12 protein-coding genes are annotated in these 21,763 nt (G+C 41.8%); 4 read left to right on the top strand and 8 right to left on the bottom strand.

Features of this window, described 5'->3' with window-relative positions:
• Positions 1 to 303: 303 nt before the first annotated feature.
• Both RB298_RS13305 and RB298_RS13300 read left to right on the top strand, forming a co-directional pair.
• Positions 304 to 2,673 (top strand): LTA synthase family protein, encoded by a 2,370-nt coding sequence (locus tag RB298_RS13305; RefSeq protein ID WP_119846218.1) that lies wholly within the window; start codon positions 304 to 306, stop codon positions 2,671 to 2,673.
• Positions 2,674 to 3,406: 733 nt separating this feature from the next.
• Positions 3,407 to 4,426 (top strand): acyltransferase, encoded by a 1,020-nt coding sequence (locus RB298_RS13300; protein WP_119846217.1) that lies wholly within the window; start codon positions 3,407 to 3,409, stop codon positions 4,424 to 4,426.
• 422 nt (positions 4,427 to 4,848) lie between these two features.
• On the opposite strand, the gene RB298_RS13295 is transcribed toward RB298_RS13300, so the two are convergent.
• From RB298_RS13295 to RB298_RS13280, 4 genes are read right to left on the bottom strand one after another with little or no spacing between them, the layout of a single operon-like run.
• Positions 4,849 to 5,877, bottom strand: coding sequence for a glycosyltransferase (locus RB298_RS13295; protein ID WP_119846216.1), 1,029 nt, complete (start codon positions 5,875 to 5,877; stop codon positions 4,849 to 4,851).
• The gene (locus RB298_RS13290; RefSeq protein WP_119846215.1) at positions 5,874 to 8,171 is read right to left on the bottom strand and encodes a methyltransferase domain-containing protein; all 2,298 of its coding nucleotides are present in this window, start codon (positions 8,169 to 8,171) and stop codon (positions 5,874 to 5,876) included. The genes RB298_RS13295 and RB298_RS13290 overlap by 4 nt, the downstream gene beginning before the upstream one ends.
• 12 nt (positions 8,172 to 8,183) lie before the next feature.
• On the bottom strand, positions 8,184 to 9,446 hold the full coding sequence (locus tag RB298_RS13285; RefSeq protein ID WP_162939078.1) for an ABC transporter ATP-binding protein: 1,263 nt from the start codon (positions 9,444 to 9,446) through the stop codon (positions 8,184 to 8,186).
• A gap of 10 nt (positions 9,447 to 9,456) precedes the next feature.
• On the bottom strand, positions 9,457 to 10,254 hold the full coding sequence (locus tag RB298_RS13280) for an ABC transporter permease (protein ID WP_119846214.1): 798 nt from the start codon (positions 10,252 to 10,254) through the stop codon (positions 9,457 to 9,459).
• 101 nt (positions 10,255 to 10,355) lie between these two features.
• Here RB298_RS13280 and RB298_RS13275 point away from each other — a divergent pair, with 101 nt between their 5' ends.
• Positions 10,356 to 12,815 carry a Wzy polymerase domain-containing protein gene (locus RB298_RS13275; RefSeq protein ID WP_486047305.1) on the top strand — a complete coding sequence of 820 codons (2,460 nt, stop codon included), beginning with the start codon at positions 10,356 to 10,358 and terminating at the stop codon, positions 12,813 to 12,815.
• 78 nt (positions 12,816 to 12,893) lie between these two features.
• Here the strand turns inward: RB298_RS13275 and galU are convergent, their stop codons facing one another.
• The 4 genes from galU to RB298_RS13255 all read right to left on the bottom strand — a co-directional run bounded on the left by galU (position 12,894) and on the right by RB298_RS13255 (position 19,899).
• Positions 12,894 to 13,766, bottom strand: coding sequence for a UTP--glucose-1-phosphate uridylyltransferase GalU (gene galU, locus RB298_RS13270; RefSeq protein WP_486047304.1), 873 nt, complete (start codon positions 13,764 to 13,766; stop codon positions 12,894 to 12,896).
• Between the two features lie 475 nt (positions 13,767 to 14,241).
• Positions 14,242 to 15,342 (bottom strand): acyltransferase family protein, encoded by a 1,101-nt coding sequence (locus RB298_RS13265; RefSeq protein ID WP_119846211.1) that lies wholly within the window; start codon positions 15,340 to 15,342, stop codon positions 14,242 to 14,244.
• Positions 15,343 to 15,647: 305 nt separating this feature from the next.
• Entirely contained in the window at positions 15,648 to 18,161 is a 2,514-nt protein-coding gene (locus RB298_RS13260; protein ID WP_486047303.1) for a U32 family peptidase, read from the bottom strand.
• Positions 18,162 to 18,801: 640 nt separating this feature from the next.
• Positions 18,802 to 19,899, bottom strand: a complete 1,098-nt coding sequence (locus tag RB298_RS13255) for a DNA alkylation repair protein (RefSeq protein WP_486047302.1) — start codon at positions 19,897 to 19,899, stop codon at positions 18,802 to 18,804.
• A 527-nt stretch (positions 19,900 to 20,426) separates the two neighbouring features.
• Here RB298_RS13255 and RB298_RS13250 point away from each other — a divergent pair.
• Positions 20,427 to 21,635, top strand: coding sequence for an MFS transporter (locus tag RB298_RS13250; protein ID WP_486047301.1), 1,209 nt, complete (start codon positions 20,427 to 20,429; stop codon positions 21,633 to 21,635).
• Positions 21,636 to 21,763: the final 128 nt, after the last annotated feature.

Raw genomic sequence — 21,763 nt, 5'->3', positions numbered from 1 at the left:
TTAGCTTAGAATTGCGGACCCTGCAAGCTCATAGTCTGTGACGCGAACTTTACAGTACTTATCGTAACAAAGGTGCTATTCATAATATGATATACTTGGTCGATACTATTAAAATGCACCTTTCTTTATTATGCAGAATTTTTTTTGTCTGCTTCCTCTGATACCAAACCAATTACTAAGTTGTTTATTTACATAAAACAAAATCAAATAGCGGCATCAAAAACTTAGTTTGTTGTGGGTTGAATTTACGAAAGGATCCCAATTCTGCTTCAATTATTATTACATCATTTTGGAGGTACTACTTTGAAAAAACAGCTGATCTATCCGATAATTCTATTTCCTCTTATTGTTTTAATTATAGTCGAAAGTATCTTTCTAAATGGTTTCTCATCTTTTTTTCATTGGCTACTTCATAAACCTCTTAATTTTTTTTATGAGTATTTACTCGTCTTTAGCATCACAAACTTATTCTTCTTTGCTAATAAGAAAATCTACAGAATAATTTCTATTACAATTGTATGTTTATTGACTATTCTTGCATTTTCGAGTCAGATAAAATTTAAATATCGGGGAGAAATTATTAAACCTTCAGACTTATTATTAGTTAATGAAGCTTCTGATATTTCAAACTATTTAGACAAAAACATTTATATTGATCTTGCAATTTATGCTTCTATATTCATAATATTGTCCATATTAATAATTATGGTGAAATGGGAGAAACCTAAACTTAAAATATCACTATCTCTGTCTATTCTGTCACTTTGTCTGCTTTTATTTATACCACTTTTCATTATAAAGCCTGCAACTAATGATGAACTAGACCCCGGTGTTAACAGTATAGGGTTTGTATCGGGAATTTCAGCTAATCTGGTCCCTAAAACAACCAATCATCAAGTCCCTGACTACACAAAGGAAAGGGTTAACAATATCATTGATGAACTACCTCAATATCCGATTGATGAGTCATTTCATCCGAATATCATAATTGTTTTAAGTGAGGCATTCTGGGATCCCACTGAAGTGAAGAATATTGAATTTTCTGAAGACCCGTTACCTTTTTACCATAGCATGTCAAAGAAATACTCGTCCGGGAAGATTCTATCACCTGTATATGGAGGTGCTACTGCTAATCCTGAGTTCGAATCAATCACTGGGTTATCTACCCGTTTTATTGAAGAATCAACACCATATGTTAGTGTTATTAACCGTCCGTTAGATTCGTTAGCAAGTATTTTATCAAGACAAGGTTATAAAAGTACTGTGGTGCATAGTTACCATAATTGGTTTTATAATCGACCTGCTGTGTACAAACAGATGGGATTCGATCAGTTTATAAGCGGAGAATTCTTTTCGAATCCGACAATGAAGGGGCCTTTTATGGATGACAAAGACCTTTTCACAAAAGTGGTGAAAGAAATAGAAAACTCACCTGAACCTGACTTTATTTATACGATCTCGATGTTGAATCATGGGCCATATAAAAATGATCGTTATATTAATGTTCCTGAAGTTGTAAGTGGTGAAATTAGTGATCAAACAAAAAAAACACTGAACATCTACTCTCATTCCCTCAGGTCAGTCGACGAGGCTCTGAAACAGTTAATTAGCGATTTAAGTAAACTTAAGGAACCTACAATTATGGTGTATTTTGGAGACCACTTGCCTTTGTTAGGCGAGAACTATGATGTATATAAAGATATAAAGTTTTTTGCCGAAGATAATGAATTACCGGAATATTTAAATAAACACTCGACATCTATGTTTATTTGGGATAATTTTGGTTTGGAAAAGGAAAGTCTTGGATTAAACTCCCCGAGCTTCATTGGCAGTTATGTCCTAGAGAAAAGCAAGAAAAAAGGGAATGTAATTTTTGATTCACTCTATAAACTGAGAAAACAAGGAATTACAGTAATTCCTGAAGAATCGTATTACCGGGATTTGGACCTTACTTCAGATGACTTCTCTGATTTTCAAATGCTTCAGCATGATGTGCTGTTCGGTTCAGATTTCAGTCAGACCAATAAAGATTTAGAAAGTAAACATGTACTGCTAGGCCATAATATAACTATTAATTCAACTAATCCAAGCACAATTGTAGCTGATATAAAGTTCAATGAAACAGACCATGAATCAATCCTTGGAATACAAGGGGAAGGATTTATTCCGGAAAGCGCATATTTTGACTTTATTAAAGGTAGTCAAATATATATAAATAATAAGCCTTATAAAACGGCATTTACAGATAAAAAATATATCAGTACTATCATTCCTGAAGAATTATATAAAGAACCAGGGGAATTATATATTGATGTTAGAGTCGTGGATACCAAAAATACAATCTTATCTAAGTCAAACCAAATCATCTTAAATATTATCGATGAAAAGGATTTACAACCACATATCAACTGGGTTAGTCCAGGTGAAATCAAAATTGAACAATTTAAACAATCAAATGAAATTCTGTTTGATTTATCTGGTGAAGGATTTACGTTAAATAGTAAGGTGTATATTAATGACGCTCCAGTCACAACAGAATTTGTGAATGGTACTTATATCAAATTTCGGATCCCTGAACATTTTTACAAGCAACCTAATGTTTTAAATATTGAAGTCCAAAACACTGATCACAACAAAAAATCTAATAATCAAATAATTTATGTAACGGAATAATTATCCTCGCTATACTTTGTACCTGATGTCTCTTAAAAAAGAAACTGCCTAGCAAAATGAGTTTGTTGATGGATGAGAACTTCAATAACCGTCGTTAGCAATCTGGAATTTGACATGTTCAAGGTAGCATCTCGGCTTAAACACCGTGGAAACTGATTCATGTTTTGAATACGATTATACGCAAGAAGCATGGCATCGATGATCGACTTTAAACGCGGGGGGCGTTTACAAGTTCGGCTTGCAGCGACGAAAAGCAAAGCCTAAGAAGCGGAAATAAAGATTTATAGTTTCACCTTGACTTCTGGTATTTGGATAACAATATGTGTATCACTGGTTCCGTTGGACATAATATAAAATGTGCAATAAGGTGTTCCAAGTACCGGTCAAGTGGTCACGGCCTTTTTCTTCATTTATTTCTCCCAAATAACCTGCATTTTCATTTGTTTGAAGAGTGGATTCATCCATACAAATTAACCTCAGGTTCTAATGAATATAGCACTTGAGGGAACAAGGTGCTCACATTCTATTGATATACCAACCGCTCCACTCTCCATCCTGGTGCTGCGGTAACATTTATTAAAGTGAAGTATTGATCCTGACTTTAACAATGTTACAACAGCGTTATGTGTTAAAGTATGGATTTAAAATTGCTATTAAAATAGCACCTGCATAATCATTATTATGGTAGTATAGCGTGTGGACACCTAACAATATAATAAGGAAGTGAAACGATTTGACCTCCAGGGTGAAGTCATACGACTACTTAAGAGTTTTAGCAGCATACGCTGTTATATTAGTACATACTTCAGCTCCTATCCTCTACTTATATAACGATTTGAATAAATCCTATTGGATGATAGGCAATGCATTTGATTCCATGGCTAGGTGGTGCGTGCCGGTATTTTTTATGCTCAGTGGTTCTTTTTTGCTCGAGCCGAAAAGTGAAAACTTGAAAACATTCTTCCTAAAAAGATTAAACAAAGTGCTTATTCCTCTTTTTGCATGGAGCATTATATATTACGTATTTTCTATTTCGGTATCTGGTAGCGAGTTTTCACTAAAGATATTCGTCAAGCATCTACTTGCGGACGACATATACTTTCATCTTTGGTTTTTATACGTGATTATTGGCTTATATCTACTTGCTCCTTTAATCAGGGTTTTAATCAAGAACCTAAATGATCAACTTATATCTTACTCTTTGATAGTTTGGTTTTTAGGAGTTCCAATGGTTGAGTTTTTCAATCATGTTTCCCACTTTAAATTTGCTGTCGAATTACCTGTAAATGGATATCTAGGATATTTTATACTGGGGTATTACCTTCGCGAAAAAGAGTTAAGTGTAAAGATAACTAGAGTGATACACATAGCTGCTATTATATGTATTTTTATGACATTTTTTGGAGTTTACTATGAAACAGTGAAATCAGCAGGTGTCTTCTCGGGTTACTATTATGGGTACCTTACTCCTAATACAGCAATAATCTCAATTTCGATTTTCCTCTTGTTTAAAGGTATAAAGACCGGAATAAAGCACGACTCTTTACTTATAACTATCAGTAAAACGAGTCTAGGGATATATCTCATTCATGCACTAATACTAAAATGTTTATCTCAATATTTTAATCTTACAGCGTTGTCTTTCCACCCCATTTTAAGCATTCCTTTTATTTCAATTCTAACTTTCGTTTTAAGTGCCTTACTAATATTCATCCTGCAAAGAATACCAGTAGTTAATAAAATAGTGCCTTGACTAAATAACCACTTTTCTCTTTGATTGAGAAAGTGGTCTTTTGTATTAATGAAATTGGGCACCTTTATATACGATATTCACTTCCGCCAAAATGAGAAAAAGGAATAGGGAGCAATGTTTTTTGGAAGTGATACCTTGAGCCATCCTAAACCAATACATTAACAACTAACGCTCGTGTCCACCCAGCATAATAGCTCTTACAAGCCCTTGTGATAAAAACGCCTCTTGGGCAGAAGGAGCGGCAAGCTAACTCCTGGACGGCTTTTCTACCTATAAGATTCTTAAATAGCAAGCGGAAGGGTTACGGATCCGGTTATGGGGAATATACCCACTCTGTGGAGCGAAGAGCTGTGAATTAATATAAAAAACCTTATATTGCAGAATGCTTCCATTCTGTAATATAAGGTTTGAATCCAAAACATTCAATTAAAAAGAGCCATCCATTGTTCGATAAATTCTTTCTCCAATGAAAGCGAGTATCGCTCAACTTCTTCAGCACTGTCCTCATAATGCTTCAAAATATTACCCATTTTTTCAATAGTAACTGAACCTTGCTTTGCATCAAATAAGTAATTATCGTTATCCTTTAGGAGATGACGATGAGCTACATTATCAAAAGCTAATACCGGCAACCCCATTTTCATAGCTTCCGCTACAGCCAGTCCAAAACTCTCCTTTTTTGACGCCGACATGAATATTCCTCGATGATCCTTAACGATCCTTAACAAATCCCAAACTTTATCAAAACTTACTGGCGGTAAATAGATTGTTCGATGCAGCAATCGATGCTTCGTTAATATTTCTTTTAGATTTATTTCATGCTCTATTATGGGGCCTGCCAAAATTAGAAAGAGATCATCCTCAATATTAGTGTTATATAGCGACACCACTTCAACTAATTCTTCTATATTCTTAAGGATGTCTAATCGACCGACATATAAAATAGGTGTTTTAGAATATATAATAGCATCAGAAATTTGATTCGATTTCTTAATGAAGACACTATTAGATACAACAACTAATTTATTTTTGTTCTCTGTAGATAGCTCACCTTGTAACTCTTCTTTGAATTGCTCTGAAGGGACTACTATTCCCTTGATTGATGCGGGCAAACTTTTTAGGTACGAACGATTTTTCTTGTAAGAAGTGTGGCACTCCATATACAATTTTTCCGGTTCGACAAAATCAAGGATTTCCGGGGTATCTATTGATAAAACGAAATCATATTTATAACTATCGATTTGATCAACAGTTTTCATAATATCACTCAAGTTATTTCTGATTAAATAATTATCAAATTCTTCCCTTCCGCCACTATCGAAAAAATAGTAGATGTCATACTGAATATTCAGGTTATTTTCTTGAATGGCATGCGCTCGATTAAGTAATACCCTCTCAACTCCTCCCATCGTCGCCCACTTATAGACCCCTAATATTTTTATTTTTCTCATTTTCTGTATAACCTCACATACCCACTGTTTTCATGACCCATCAACTTATCAAATCTTGATTCCCAGGTGGTATCTCTCAAAAATTTTGGCAGACGATCGTTATCACTTGTAGTTGTTCCTATTTCTGAATAACTTGCTTCTATTGCTTTCATAAAGTCACCAGCCTCATTATTAACAACACGTACTAACGGATAATTTCTAAGATGAGGTATCCCTGTCACAACTACAGGTAATCCGAAATAGAGATATTCGTATACCTTTATCGGATCCACTGCCTCGGACAACTTGCTCTGAGAAAACGGTATAATAGCAACATTCCAATTGCTTACAAAGTCATTTAGTTCAGAAGGTTTGACTTTTCCATGATATTTTATGTTTTTGTATTTTTTTATTTTTCTTAAAGTTTCCTGAGACGCTCCATAACCTATTAAATGGAATTTTAATGTTTCATTTTTTGCCAATTCAAAAATGAGTTCCCAATCGAACCAGGACTCTGTTAAATGTCCGAAATACCCCACTTGTATAACTTCATTTTCATTTTGTTTTTTACTCGAAATATTAGGACTACCCAACAACTCTGGGAAGTAACCATTTCCTATACATTGTATATCACATCTGATAAAGCTGAATTTTTCAACTAACGCTTGGGAAACTGCAGTTACTCGGTCTGCTTGGAGTATCATGCTCTCTTCAGCGAATTTATCGTACCAGGGAGCTTGTCCAACCTTTGCAAACTCTTCCCATTCATCCATAATATCGTATACGATCTCGAAACCGTTATTTCTTAAGTTCGGTATAATCCCAACATAGGAGGATGAAGGTATATTTAAAAAAGCATATTTATTGGTTATTTCGCGAAGGTTGCTGACTCGATCGATATTCTCGAAAAAAGATGACATTGGAATACTGTATACAAAAGGAAAAACCTCTTCGTAAGCTCTTTCAACTATTTCATTTTTGTCCCATTGCCATATTATGAATAGCGAAATAATTTTCTTGCCAGATAAATATTTTGCTAGGTTAATTGAACGTTGATTATATAACTCATCAAAAGGAAATGCGGCAGGAATAACAGCTATCCCGTTAATATGGTTTTCCTGATATAACTGAGTAATTCGACTATACATCGAATTTATTTCATTAACCTGCGCGGGATCTGTATTCTTTACACGAAAATTACAAATTTTCAATTTGCACAATCTGTAAAAATCCCTAAAACCGTGATTTTTAATGATTCTCGCTGCTTTAAATAAATGTTTTATCCCAGGAAAGTTATCCCGAATCCTATAATACTTTGATGCTAATTTCCAGAATCCCGATGAATAAATATTTTTAATTTCATGAGACAGCTTGTAACTCTCTGCGCGAAACCAGTCCTCTTGAGCTTTTAAATATATGTTGTTTTCTTTTTCCCCATGTAATTGATACTGTAATTCTCTATTGGATTGAGTTAACTCGTTATTTCTATGCTGTTCGTTAGAAAGTAAACCATTTAGTTCTTGAATCAAAGCTTCTTTTGCTTTAAGTAATTCTAAGCTTTGGGTTGTTGACTGCAGTAATAGCTCATTATTTTTCTTTAGTTCCTGAAGTTCGTGCTTATTCTCAATAATCTTGGTTATTTGTGCATTATACTCTTCAGAAAGACTCCCTACAAAATCATCCAATGTAACAGATCTGTCAGCATTCTTTCCTCTCTCATAAATAACCAGCAGTTGTTTTCCACCCCAGAAGATGTTCTCAATTTTTGAACAGTCATATTCTCTAGAATATACAAGAGAAAACTCCTCATTGTTTAACAAGAAATCGCGATATTCAAATGTATAAAAATGCTCCTCGAACCTTTGACGTTCTTGAAAGGGAATTAACAAGACGACATATTTCTTAGCACATTTAAATAAATGTGACAACATACTAAATGGGTCATGGAAATGTTCGAGTGTATTGGAACTATATACAACATCAAACATATCATTAAAGCTCCTGATATCAGCCCTAATAAAATCAATATCCGGATAATACTGTTTCGCCTTTTTTATTCCTGCAACAGAAAAATCAATTCCAGTAAATTTGCTGCTGGGGTATCTTCTAGCCAAAAAATCTGTACAATCTCCTTCAGCACAACCTATATCTGCAACGGTCACTCCCGCCTCCAGCTCCTTTGTAAACCAATCTGGAAACAGCTTGATAGCGATATCACAAAAATAGAGTGTTTGCTTCCTGCCTGCATTTTCCTCCCAATTTCCGTCAAATCTCTTGTCCCAGTATTCCTCACTATTTATCTTTACTTTATCCAATTAAATCACTCTCTACTTCCGTAAATAATTGCGAACGGGGGTATGAATAATACCAAACAATTGGCCCGCTGTTATGGATTTAAGATATGAGGCACCTTCAATATAGTCATAGTATTCTGGTTGAATAGAACTCCGATCTTCAATTGCAGCAACTACAATTAAATCTCCTTCTGTAAAATAATTTACGAATTCAAAAACAATTTCATTCTCCATTTCAGAAAAATTCGGTCGCAATTCCTTGTTATCATGTGTAGTGAACACCAGTAAATCAAGTCCCATTTTGTTTTTGAATGATATTGCGACTGAAACTTCTTCTTTATCACAAGATTCTGGAAGAATAAACCTAATAATTACTCGAACTACTTCACCGTGTACAATCGTATTCGTAACCATTCCTTTTTCATTAATTACTTGTACACTTTGAACCAGATTTGGCTGACTTCCCCAACGATTAATTGGATCCAGCAAACTTTGCTTCTCTTTCTCCTCATTTGCATTCCCAGGCATTGATTCTACATTATTGGATTTTTGACTAGCATTGATGTTTTTTTCATTTTCAGAATTCATATATTCCATATACTCTGCAGTAACGGCTAATGTATCACCGAATGCCAGAAGGTCACCTTGATGAAGCCACATTGTTTGATCACAAAACTTTCTAATGCTAGAGATATCATGACCTACAAATAAAATCGTAACTCCATTGGTTTTTAATTCATCGAATTTACGAAAACACTTTGCTTGGAATTTCATATCCCCGACAGCCAGGGCCTCGTCCACAATGAGAATATCTGCGTCTACATTAATTGCAACAGCAAATGCTAAACGAGCAAACATCCCGCTGGAATATGTTTTTACTGGCTGATGAATAAAATCCCCGATGTCTGCAAACTCAAGGATGTTATTTATTTTCTCATCAATCTCGCGTCTAGACTTACCATGTAGGGTACCATTTAAATAAATATTCTCTAATCCCGTATATTCAAGATTAAAACCTGCTCCAAGCTCTAATATCGCAGAGACTTTTCCTTTAATATCCACCTCTCCAGATGTAGGCGTCAAAACACCTGAAAGAATCTTTAATAAAGTGGATTTTCCTGATCCATTTTTCCCTATGATCCCTATGGTCTCTCCTTTATTTATGGTAAAATCGAGGTTTTTAAGAGCATGAAATTGGACATGTTTTTTTGAACTTGGAAACAACGCTTCCTTTAATCGATCTAATGGAGTGTTATACATTTTATAAATCTTTGAGAGTTCTTTGACTGTAATCATTAATGTACTCCTATATCACATCCGAAAAATGCGAGCTAAGTTTTTTGAATAGAGCAGAACCTACCAATAAAAGAATTATGGTTACGAACCAATAATAGATCGTCATATTATAATGTTCCCAAAACCAAACTTTGTTGATAAATGTATCTCTAAATCCCTCTACTATGTAAAAAAGGGGGTTAAGTTTAAATAAAAATTCAAATTTGTCCGGTACCATCGAAAATGACCAAAAGATCGGAGTTAGCCAAAAACCGAATTGCAGAATGATTGATACTATTTGACCTATATCCTTCAAAAAAACATTTAGCGCAGAAGTAATCCATCCTAACCCTATCGATAATAAGACTAAAGCTGTTATATAGTAAAGAAGTTGGAACAAATAAAAATCAACCCCAACTCCATATATGGTGAATACAATCAGTGTAAGCATAACAAACAAAAGGTGTATTTGCAGGGCAGAAATGACCTTAACTATTGGCAATAATTGGGTTTTAAAAACGATTTTTTTAACAAGATAGCTGTTTTGTTCTATTGAATACGTGGACGAAGACAAACTTTCTGAAAAGAAAAACCAAGGCGTTATACCTGCTAGAAGCCATAAAACAAATGGAACATCCCCCACTGGGTAAGATCTAAATCCAACTTGAAATACAAACCAGTAGATGAGGATTAAGAGAATAGGATTTGCAAAGGCCCAGAAAATCCCTAATGATGATCCTAAATAACGCAATGAAATATCTTTTTTGGCCAATTCCCAAACAATCGATCGTTCTTTATAAATATCAGAAATAAATCTTCTTAGCGTCATATTACTGTTCCTCTCACTGTTCAAATAAGTAGCGTCCCTAGTTTGACCGCTCTATCTATGCTAAAATATTGTCGTATCTACAAGAAAAGGAGCTAAATACGTTGTCGAATCCAGTATACGGTAAAAAAACCGCCGCGTCGAGAAAAGGTGAGACGAGATCGGCTTTGTTTTGGGTGTTAATATCAGGAATTATACTGTTCCTCGCTTGGACGCCGTTTCAAACCGCTCTATTTAATGGGCAAATGTTAGAATTTGAGAAACCGATTTTCTGGGCTGCAATCTTAGCATGTCTATTAATATTTCTCTGGATTGCTCATTCCTATAAAAGCATCCAATTAAAAGATCAAAGAGATGGGCTGGCTGTGGGTGTGCTTTTACTTCCCTTAACTTACATACTTTCGCTAATTAGCGCTGTCTCCCATGTTCTTGCCATGAATATGGTCATCATTAATTGTATTTACGCCATCATGTTTATCATTGGACTGTACGTGCTCCGTGACAAGTTAGGAAACGGAATCATTCAAAGCACGATTATGGCTGTAGCATATCTTATTGTTGGTTTTGGTCTACTCCATTGGTTTGGGCAAGGCAAGACTGCAGGTGCAATAGCGAAATGGTTTTCCAATACCGTTTTAAACGGCACATACACCCATGCGGTCATGATCGACTCCAATGGTTTGCGTCTCACTTCCGTATTCCAGTACGCCAATACTTATGCGGCATTTCTAATGGCATTCCTTTTCGCGGCAGTCTTTTTTGTTACGACATCACGAAAATGGTACGGGCAAGCCTTTCATAGCTTCATGTTGGTACCCATCATAGTATCGCTGCTCTTGACATTGTCTCGAGGCGGTCTGGTGATGTTACCTGTTGTGTTTGTTTTGTTACTCTTATTCCTGAAGCCAGCTAAACAATTATTGTGGATCCTGTACTGTGGTATAGCAGGCGTTACTTCACTGATCATTTCCAAACCGGTAACAGAGCTGGGGTTGAGTTTAAATGAAGCCTTTAGCAGCAGCGCTGCTCTTAAAGGCTGGGGCATTTTGCTTGGTACGTCTGCTGTTGTAGGACTCCTCGGATGGGTTATGCAAAGTTTTATCGCTCCTAAACTTGAACAAGCTTTAGGCAGTTGGTCCTTCAAAAAGACATCCAACCTATGGATTCCGCTCGGTTCCGTTATAATTGGTGGCCTGCTGATTATCCTATTCATTGGCACTGGTTTGAAAAATATACTGCCGCAAAGTATTAGCGTCAGACTCGAGAATATTAACTTTAATCAGCACAGCGTTCTGGAACGTTTTACGTTCTATAAGGATGCCATGAAGGTGCTAGCAGACTATCCGATCATCGGAGCTGGCGGGGGAGCATGGGCTTCACTCTATGAGCAATATCAAAACAACCCCTATACAAGCCGTCAAGCGCATAACTTCTTTTTACAGTACTTGATCGAGGTCGGAATTGTTGGATTTCTGATATTCATGTCGTTTATTCTGTATACTTTCTATAAGTATATCCGAGGTTATATCAAAGGCAGTGAGGAAGAACGCAATAGTCACTTCCTGTATCTCATCATCGTCCTTTCAATTTTAATTCATAGTATCTTGGACTTTAACTTGAGTTACGTGTTCATGGGAATTCTTGTATTCCTGGGACTTGGCGGAATGGCTGCGGTAATGGATAATAAACCAGTGAAAAAATGGAGCGTCAAAGATTCTACGGCCAGAGGTACCTACAGTATAATCGTCGGACTTTGCGCTATTCTCGTCATGATTACATCCATCCGATATGTACAAGCTGCAGACTCGGGAACGGAAGCACGTGGAGTCGTTCAGGTTAGCACTTCCTTTGAGGAAATTAAAGCTCCTCTTGATAAAGACTTGAGCATACGCCCGAGCCATCCCGACTCGGTACTGTTAACCGCAGCACTCTATCAGAGCGTGTTTAAGCAAAATCAAGATGAGAATTTCTATGACGCATCGGTTGCATTACTTAACAAAGCATTAAAAGATGAGCCTTATAACAAATCCATGCTCAAGAGCCTAATCGAAAGTTATGAAATGAAGCAGGAACCCGAACGGGCCTATGAAGTACTTACCAACAACGCTCATAAATTTAAATGGGACATCAAGTGGTACGAAAAGATTATCAATAAAGGATACGATCTGGGAACTAATGCCCTCGGTACAGGTGATACAGAAGCAAAGGACAAATACTTCAAACAAGCAACTAAGGCATTCACTGATGTCCAAGCCGGCATTCAACACCTAAACACATTACCTGAAGGCCAATTCCAAGGTAATCCTTTCGAAAACACGCCCGACATGATTCTCCACGCAGGCAAAATGTACTTCATGATGAATCAGCCGGAGCAAGCAGCGAAAGCACTTAAGCTAGGCATACAAGAAGATCTCTCGCAAACAACCCAACAAGAAATTGTTCGTTGGTATCTGGCAGCATTACAAAAGCAAAACTTAAGTGATGATGCCCTTATGGGAAAACTAACCCAAGTTGATCCGAATGCGAAGCAAAATGTTCAACAGCTTGCTGATCTTCAATTCTAATTAAAAAGGGACAGTTCGTGGTAGAAAACCTTTAGCCAACTGTCCCTTATTTCATATGCTATGTCTTATTAGATTACTCTACTGGACCTTCGCCAAAACCCCACTCAAATAAGCAATTAAATCATCTCTCAACTCTTCACGCTGCAATGCATAATGAATGCTGGTTTCGATAAAACCCAACTTCTCGCCGATATCATGGCGCATCCCGTCAAAGTGATACGCGTAAATCGAGCTACGATGGGCTAAGGTGGAGAGCGCATCGGTCAGCTGGATCTCCCCGTTCTTCCCAACCTCTTGATTCTCCAGCAAATCGAAGATATCCGACGGCAAAATATAGCGGCCCATGATGGCCAGGTTGGAAGGCGCCTCGGCACGGGATGGCTTCTCTACCAGTCTCGATGTTTCATAGATTCGGTCTGATTTCTGAAGTCCATCTACGATCCCGTAACGATCGACTTCATTCCAATCGACGGGCTGAACACCTACAATGGCAGATTGGTAGGTGTCGTAGACCTTCATCATCTGTTTTAGGCAAGGCACTTCCGACTCCACGATGTCGTCGCCGAGGAGCACCGCAAACGGCTCGTCCCCGATGAACTTGCGTGCGCACCAAATGGCATGGCCTAGTCCCTTGGGCTCTTTTTGCCGAATATAGTGGATATCCGCCATGTTGGAGGGCTTGCGCACCTCTTCGAGAAGTCCCCACTTACCCTTCTCCGCTAAATTATGTTCCAGCTCAAAGGAAGAATCAAAATGGTCCTCAATCGCCCGCTTCCCTTTTCCCGTTACAATGATAATGTCCTCTATACCGGAAGCGACCGCTTCTTCGATAATGTATTGTATGGTCGGCTTGTCCACAATGGGTAGCATCTCTTTCGGCATCGCTTTCGTAGCCGGCAGAAAACGCGTACCCAGTCCTGCGGCCGGTATGATCGCTTTACGAATGTTCATTTTAACCGACTCTCCTCTAGTACATTCCGTAAAAATATGAATTTATCGAACTGTTTCAAAATTCAAGTCTATCTAAACACAGAATTATTCACACACTATCTCAAATACAATTAATTCAAGGCCTTTCGAAACGTGTATTAAAGTTATATTTACCGTACTGGCAATAGGGATAACAAGCCAAAAAGATAGGAAGAAGCGCTCAATGCTTTTAGAGATGTTCGAAAACTTGATTAAAATATCCTCCAGGTTTAATGCCATCAACTATATCGGTAGATGCTTTTTCCAAGGTCTATAACTTCGGGAAATATAGCCATAGTTATGTATAGCAGCAACTATAATTGGGAACTGGGCCTTCTCTCGAAAGCAACGACAGAAGATAAACGCTGATCAGTTCGTATTGATAGCAAGTCGCGGGTTAGGCCAAAATATTTCCAGTATAAAGAAACAGATCAATAATTGCCAATCACATTTAATTTTATTTGAAAAACTTACTGTACAATTTTTTGGAATAAGTAATTCCTTTAGCATCTATATATTTTTCCATAAAGTTAGCACAAACAAATATCAAGGGGAGAGATATAAGAAATGTCAAGATAAAACTTATCTTATATGAAAAGAACTTTAAAAATTTATCAAAAACTAAGAATGAAAACGATGACATTATGGGAAAATGGAGTAGATATACTGAAAAAGAGACCCTCCCTAAATAAGTAATCTGAGAATAGGAAAGCAAATGTTGTAGGAACTTACTATTTATAATTACAACTATAATAAAAAAAGCACCGGCGATATGATAGAATCTAAAAAAATTTGCATGCAAAAATGGAACTTGCAGGTACTGATAAATAGTATTCTCTACTGGCGTAAATGGATATGAAGCGAATAGCACTCCGATTAATAAAAATGAAACATTAAATTTCCTGCTCATTGTTACTGAAAAATTCCAATCGGGACTATTTTTGAAATCTGATAAAATAAGGCCTAATATAAAGGCTAAATAATAGCTATCCCAGAAAACAGTTATCATCACTAAATACATTAACAATCTTTTTCTTGATTTACCAAACAAGGCTAAAAAAGAAAAAATTAATAGAGAGCCTAAAAATTCATAAGTCATTGTCCAGAGAACAGGGTTATAACTTGAGTCATAAGTGAAGAATATATTATATGTAAGAGTTTTTAACATCTTGAGAAAATTATGATCGGCGGTAGTATACATTTCATTTAAAGTGTATATTGAAAAATATTTAAATGAGTCCGTAACTAGTAAAAAATATGCTAATATCACAGAAAAAGAAACTGGTATAAATAATCTGATGTATCTTCTAATTGCACCAGACGTTAATAATGCCTGGTTTCTCTCTAAAAAATAGCGTCTACTAAGGACATACCCACTTAAAATAAAAAAGATGCAGACTGCAAAATTTCCATTATATATAAGATTAAGAGGAGTAGCACTTATTAAAGATTGCTCAATAAACAGCTGTCGATTATAAAAAAATTGTCCGAAATGTGCAATAACAACAATTAAGGCGGCTACACCACGAAGTCCTTCTAAATACTCTAGTTTTTTCATTCAATTGATTTCTCCTGTAAGTACTTAAAGACATGAATAAAGTTTTATAGTAACAATTTAACACATATTAGCTGAGTACAATTAAAATAAGAATGTTATATTTTCTTGATTACATCATAAATCAATAATTTTGCAACTTCCCTTTAATTTTACTTCAATGCAGCACCTACATAAAGATGAAAAGGCATTTAACCTTTAAACTGATCAAAGGTATATAAGTAAACCGATAAAATCCCCACCATAAAAGAGTACGCTATTAAATCTTGGGAGCGTACTCTTTAAGGGATACAGAACCAAATAAAATACTACTTCACCAACTGCCCCCGCGTAACGCCAAGCTGGTTGGTCGCCTTCAGCTTCTTCCACACCTGGGTGCCGCTGATCTCGCCGCGCAGGGCGCGGTTGTAGAGATCGATGACTTCATGGACTTGCTCCGGTGTTTCCTCGAGGAATTCCACGCGGTAGCTGGATACGCCCAGCTCCATGAAGTTCGCCAGGTACTCGGCGCCGGATTGCTCGATGGCGTTGTACACGGTATTACGGCAGCCTTCGTCTACCCGTACCGGGTGGGACATGCCGATCCGGTCCTGCAGGGACACGCGGCTCTCTTCGCACGGACGTCCACAGTTCGTGAAGTCCGTGCCCTCACTGAGGAACGTACAGTACACGCAGTGCTCCGTATGGAACATCGGCAGATGCTGATGGATGACGATCTCCATCTTGGACGTGTCGGCCTTCCCGAGAAGATCCACCATCTGCTGGATGTTCAGATCATAGGAAGGCGTGACGGCGTCGCATCCGGCTTCAACGAACAGGTCAACCGCCTTGTGGTTGGCAATGTTCAGGGAGAAGTCGCCGATCAACCGGGGATGCTTCGCCCCCGGGTTCTCCATCCGGTGGCGCAGGTAGAAATACAGCGCACCGGTATTGCGCACCAGCACGGCGTCCGGCTGGAGGCGCAGGATGTTGTTGTGGTAGCCGTTCTCGCCCGGCATGTGAATGCGCGGCGTTGCCAGCGCAATCTGTTTGCCGGCTCCACGCACGGCTTCCACCGCTGCCGGGAACTGCTTGATGAACTCGAAGTCGGCGTAGATCATCTCGACGCCGGCCTCAAGCGCAGCCTCAACCTGCGGGAGGCTGCGGCACAGCGCGGTGAGCTTCGCCTCACCGCGGGCCACGGGCGCTGCGGGCGCAGCCGCATCGCCATACACCGACACCGCCCGTTTCACGTACACGGGCGGCTTCGGCCGCTCGCCGGCGAGCAGCTCCACCGCACGGCGGCGGATGCTGTTGAGCTCGCGAATCGGCACAATGACGTCGCCGTACAGGTCGACGTCAAGTGCCTCAAGCTGGAACACCGTTCCGCCCAGGCGGCCAAGCTGCTCCTCCAGGATCTCCTGGCTGAGCGGCCGCTTCTGGGCGATCTCCAGTTCCAGCTCCGAATCCACTTGGACCGTCGTGCCTTTCTGCACATCGGTCCACCAGGTCGACAGCGGCTGCCCAGGACGGCCGCTGACGCGCACATGTACCGGGAATACCCGGTACGGCTTCTCCGTCTCGTACGTCTGACGGAGGCGCTTATCCAGCGCCGGATCGTTGGTCTTCCAGATCCGGTCGCCGACATGCAGCTTGCGCAGATCCACGTCGCTCCGGCCGGGAACGATATCGACGATCCAGCCTTCCTGCGCCTCGCCCTCCAGCTTGACGCCTTTGCGGCGGACGTCGTAGACGCGTCCGCCTTCTTCTTTTTTCGTTGGGTCGCCGGCATCAAACACGATGCCGTCCCCGCGCTTCAGCGGTGCATCCAGCTTGCAGACGACCCCGTCGCGCAGAATCTGCTCCACCCGGCCGAGGTACACGCCGCGGCTTTTCGGGAACGTGCCCTCGACCAGCTTTTTATTATTCGTTCCATCCAGGAAACCATGGGTGAAGCCGCGGGAGAAGCTCTGCTGCAGCTCGCGCACCTCTTCCTTGCTCGGTCTCGCATCCTCGCCGTCAAAATACCGGTCGATCGCCTTCCCGTACTTGCTCACCACGTTGGCCACGTATTCCGGGCTCTTTAAACGGCCCTCTATCTTGAACGAGGTCACGCCCGCTTCAATCAGCTCCGGCATGAGATCGATCGCTGCCAGGTCTTTTGGCGAGAGCAGGTAGGCAACGTCGCCCATCGGCTTCTGCTCGCCATCCACGATCAGATCGTACGGCAGACGGCAGGCCTGCGCGCACTCTCCGCGGTTGGCGGACCGGCCGCCCCACATTTCGGAAGTCAGGCATTGGCCCGAGTAGGATACGCATAGCGCACCATGCACGAATACTTCCATCGGCAGCTTCGCCTGCTCCCCGATCTTTTGGATTTGCTTCAAATTATTCTCGCGTCCCAGCACGACGCGTTCCATGTTAAACGGCTTCGTAAACTCGACGGCCTCCGGCGACGTAATCGTCATCTGCGTTGAGCCGTGGATCGGGAAATCCGGAGAAATCTCGCGAATCATTTTCACCAAACCCAGATCCTGCACGATCACCGCGTCCACGCCGGCATCCACGCACGCATCGATCAGCTCCTTGGCATCCTCCAACTCGTTCTCAAACACCAGAATATTGAAGGTCAGGAACCCCTTAACCCCATAACTGTGCAAAAAGGCCATAATTTCGGACAGCTCGTCCATCCGGAAATTGTTCGCCCGTGCGCGCGCATTAAATTTTTCGACCCCAAAAAAGATCGCGTCCGCCCCGTTCGCCACCGCGGCTCGCATGCAATCCCAATCCCCTGCCGGCGCCAGCAGCTCCACGTCTTCTCTTCGTAGTGCTTTCGTGTCCATCTATATCCTCCCAGACCGGTCTAAGCCGGCGTGCTGTGTACTACTATTCTTCCATTGAAACCTGCTTGCCATACTCTATGTTCATAGAACAGGGCATCCGACATCTATATCAATTGTTTGTAAACCATTTGAAAGCTTTTCAACTTATCTAGTGTACCAAAAGTCCGGCTTCTCTTCTACCTGCTAACTTGATTTCCACACATTTGATAGTGTTGCCATAATCCGCATGGCACTCGGTTTTGTGCAAAACAAAAACAAGCCCTCCCATCGGAAAGCTTGCCTCACATGATCCTCTGTGGCTGTTACTGGCGCATGATCACCGTGCGGGACTATTGCTCTTAACTCTCTTTTCTCTGCCTAAGTAGATTACTTTCCCTTGCCTTTATGCCAGGGATACCGCATGGGGATTTCAAAATCCTGTAGTCAGAACCTCCTTAACATCTCAGCGGTCGACAGCCATCCAAGAATGCCCCAACGACCACGCACCGTGCGCACAGGGAGCAGTGCACACGATGTACAAAACTTTAGATCGGAATCGTCCCGTACTCACTGGTGGAATTCTTCACCACAGGTTTGTCTGTGCACGACCTGCCCCCAGGTTGGCCAGTACAGTACATCGTCCTGCACCACGCCCCTACTCTTACTCCGCGCCCTCCAGCACAAAATCCATGCTCGCCAACCGTTTGCCGTTCACGACGATGTGAAGGCGGTGATCGCCGGAGTAGAAGCGGCGGGTGGAGATCGGTTTAAACGATTGCTTCTTCTCGACCTTCCAGCATCCCGGCGCATAAATCTTGTCCGAGCATTTATAGCGTTTCGGCGCAAGCTTGCCGCTTGCCTTCATATAATCGATCTCGTAATCGATGCGGAGCGCCATCGGATAGCCGGTTTCGTTGACTAACTGAAAAGCGAACTCCAAATCGTCCCCCATCGTAATCACGGAACGTTTGATGCGCAGCTCTCGCACCTCCAGTCCTTCCAGCTTCTCAAGCTCCTCGTATCCGAAAATAGCCAGTGCCCGGATATCCCCTTTTCGAAGCAGCGAACGCAGCGCATGACGTACGATCCAATCCGTTAGCGGATGCTTGCCATACCATTTGGCGGCGATCTCCAGCACAAGCTCCGGGTGATCCTTGGAGATATCGTTCAAGTGATTGGCGACGCTTTTTCTAACATACAAGGAGGAGTCCTCTTTCAGCTGCTCCAGAATCGGCAGCGCCGGACGCGGATCCTTGATCAGGGCCGGCAGCTGCGGCGCCCAAGGCAGGCGCGGCCTGCAGCCTTCGCTCGCCAATCGGCGCAGATGCTCGTCATCGGACTGAGCCCATGCCATCATCTGGGCCAGCATCCGATCCTGGTCCCGGATGATAAAAGGCCGGACGGCAAACTCCGCCGTGGAAGAATGCGTGAATACCGCCAAAGCTTCCATCGACGTCTCCAGATCATCCATGCCGTTCACCTCGACATAATCGGGAAAAAACACGTATTCCACGCCTCTGAAATGCGGAGCCACCTGCTTCAGGATCCCGACGGCTTCCGGGTAAGAAGCAGGCAGCGTGTCCGTTAAGGCCAGCGTAATATGCCGGATGCGCTGCTTGAACTCCTCCTGCTCCCAGGCTTCATTACGAATCAGCGTCATGAACCGGTCCGCATCGAATGCCGGATAAGCCTCCTTCAGCCGGTCGGTCACTTGCTGGAACAACGTATTCGAATATAGATCCTTCAGCGTTTCTCTCATATCAGTTCTCCCCAAAAAATAATTTTTACGATCCTGCATCCACGTCTCATGGAATCCTGAAAGCCCTTTATTCATGCGATAAACCGGCGGTTCCGCCTCATCCCCAAACGAGCCGCCGACCGCTCTATCCCCATTCCCCGCCTCTTCCCAATCCAAAACATGTGGTGTAGGATGAAGTTGCACGCCTTTCGCTTTAGTGCGGTAGTCTGGTTGATTCCAGTTTACCAAATTGGGGGGGCGTTTTGCTTTATCCGCATCCGGATTGCCCTGTTGGGACCTCAGCCGATGCACGGATGGACTGAACACCAATCGAGACCGCAAAGTCATACGTTTATCGACGTACTTACTCCAATGAAAGATCCACATGTAAAGGAAGCGTTTCTTCCAAAAATAAGGCTGGTAAGCCCATGAAGCTTACACTTTCTTATTTCTGATACATGTAATACATACACCATTACTTATTTAAAAAGACAGGAGGCGAAGCTCGAAGGAGTACAACAAATCGCACATCAGGAGATGAAGAAGACATGGAAAGTTGGAAAAAGAATTTATGGATACTATGGTTCGGCTCATTTATCGTTTCATCAAGCTTCTCGATGGTCATACCATTTCTCCCGCTTTTTCTGATTGAGCTCGGCGTTACCAAGCATACGGAATTGTGGTCGGGACTGTTGTTCAGTTCCGCTTTTTTTGCGGGCGCCTTGTCCTCTCCCTTCTGGGGAGCCGTCGGCGATAAATATGGACGCAAACCGATGATTATCCGCGCGGGCTTAGTGCTCTTTGTCATCTATGTACTGATGGCATTCGTCACGAACGAGTATCAAGTGCTGATTCTCCGCCTGCTGCAAGGCCTGCTCTCCGGCTTTATTCCGGGCGCGATCGCGATCGTAGGCACCAATACCCCCGAGAAAAAAGTCGGCTACGCCCTCTCCATGATGTCCACGGCCACCGCAACCGGCGGCATCATGGGCCCGATGATCGGAGGCACCCTGGCCTCCCTGTTCAGCAACCGGATGGCATTCGGATTGGCAGGGATGCTGTGCTTCGCAGCCACGCTGCTCGTCATATTCTGGGTCAAAGAAGAGAAATTCGTACCCAGCAAAGAGCGCGTCTCCGTCATGAACACGTTTAAGGTCGCCGGACACAACAAGGCGCTGATGACCGTGCTCATGCTTACGGTACTGACGCAGTTCTCCGTCATGACGATCGAGCCCGTACTGCCGCTGTATATCGCTCAGATCGGCGGCTCTTCATCGCATACCTCGATGATTGCCGGCTTTGTGTTCTCCATCGTCGGGATCGCCAGCATCCTGTTTGCGGCCCGCTGGGGACGTCTGGCCGATAAAATCGGGTTCCAAAAGGTGCTGCTGATCGGCCTGCTCGCCAGTGGAATCGGATCGCTCGCCCAGATCCTGTTCAGCAACATTTGGGCATTCTCGGCCATCCGCTTTGCTTACGGCGCGTTCTTTTGTGCCGTGTTCCCGGCACTCAACGGCCTTGTGGTCAAACATACGCCTAGCGAATTCCGCGGGCGCGCGTTCAGTCTCAACCAAACCGCCAACCAAATCGGCGGGATGGCCGGGCCGCTCGCGGGCGGCATGATCAGCGGCATCTTTAACATTCACTCGGTATTCTTAATGACAGGCGTCTTAATGCTGTTTACGACCGCCATTACGTATTGGACGATGCGGCCGTCTCGTGGGCAGCCTGTAGAAAAAGGCTCCCTCTCTTCATAAATACCTTCCGTATGCGCACGCGTTAAGTTTGATGACGCGTGCGCAACTCATTACGGATATCAATAAACCCTCTCCCACGTTCTTTCCGAGAAGCTCTTTTTCATGAACCAGCATGTACATACACGAAT

It is taken from the genome of Priestia sp. BR_2 (assembly GCF_041954005.1).
Taxonomy (GTDB): domain Bacteria; phylum Bacillota; class Bacilli; order Paenibacillales; family Paenibacillaceae; genus Paenibacillus_AQ; species Paenibacillus_AQ lautus_A.
Note: the sequence above shows the minus strand (reverse complement) of the source record. Positions and strands in the feature narration are given on the sequence as shown.

Coding starts and splice junctions, on each gene's coding strand:
- RB298_RS13265 (WP_119846211.1), bottom strand. CDS start 15,342: ATGAAAAAACTAGAGTATTTAGAAGGACTTCGTGGTGTAGCCGCCTTA.
- RB298_RS13285 (WP_162939078.1), bottom strand. CDS start 9,446: ATGATTACAGTCAAAGAACTCTCAAAGATTTATAAAATGTATAACACT.
- RB298_RS13295 (WP_119846216.1), bottom strand. CDS start 5,877: ATGAGAAAAATAAAAATATTAGGGGTCTATAAGTGGGCGACGATGGGA.
- RB298_RS13255 (WP_486047302.1), bottom strand. CDS start 19,899: ATGAGAGAAACGCTGAAGGATCTATATTCGAATACGTTGTTCCAGCAA.
- galU (WP_486047304.1), bottom strand. CDS start 13,766: ATGAACATTCGTAAAGCGATCATACCGGCCGCAGGACTGGGTACGCGT.
- RB298_RS13250 (WP_486047301.1), top strand. CDS start 20,427: ATGGAAAGTTGGAAAAAGAATTTATGGATACTATGGTTCGGCTCATTT.
- RB298_RS13260 (WP_486047303.1), bottom strand. CDS start 18,161: ATGGACACGAAAGCACTACGAAGAGAAGACGTGGAGCTGCTGGCGCCG.
- RB298_RS13280 (WP_119846214.1), bottom strand. CDS start 10,254: ATGACGCTAAGAAGATTTATTTCTGATATTTATAAAGAACGATCGATT.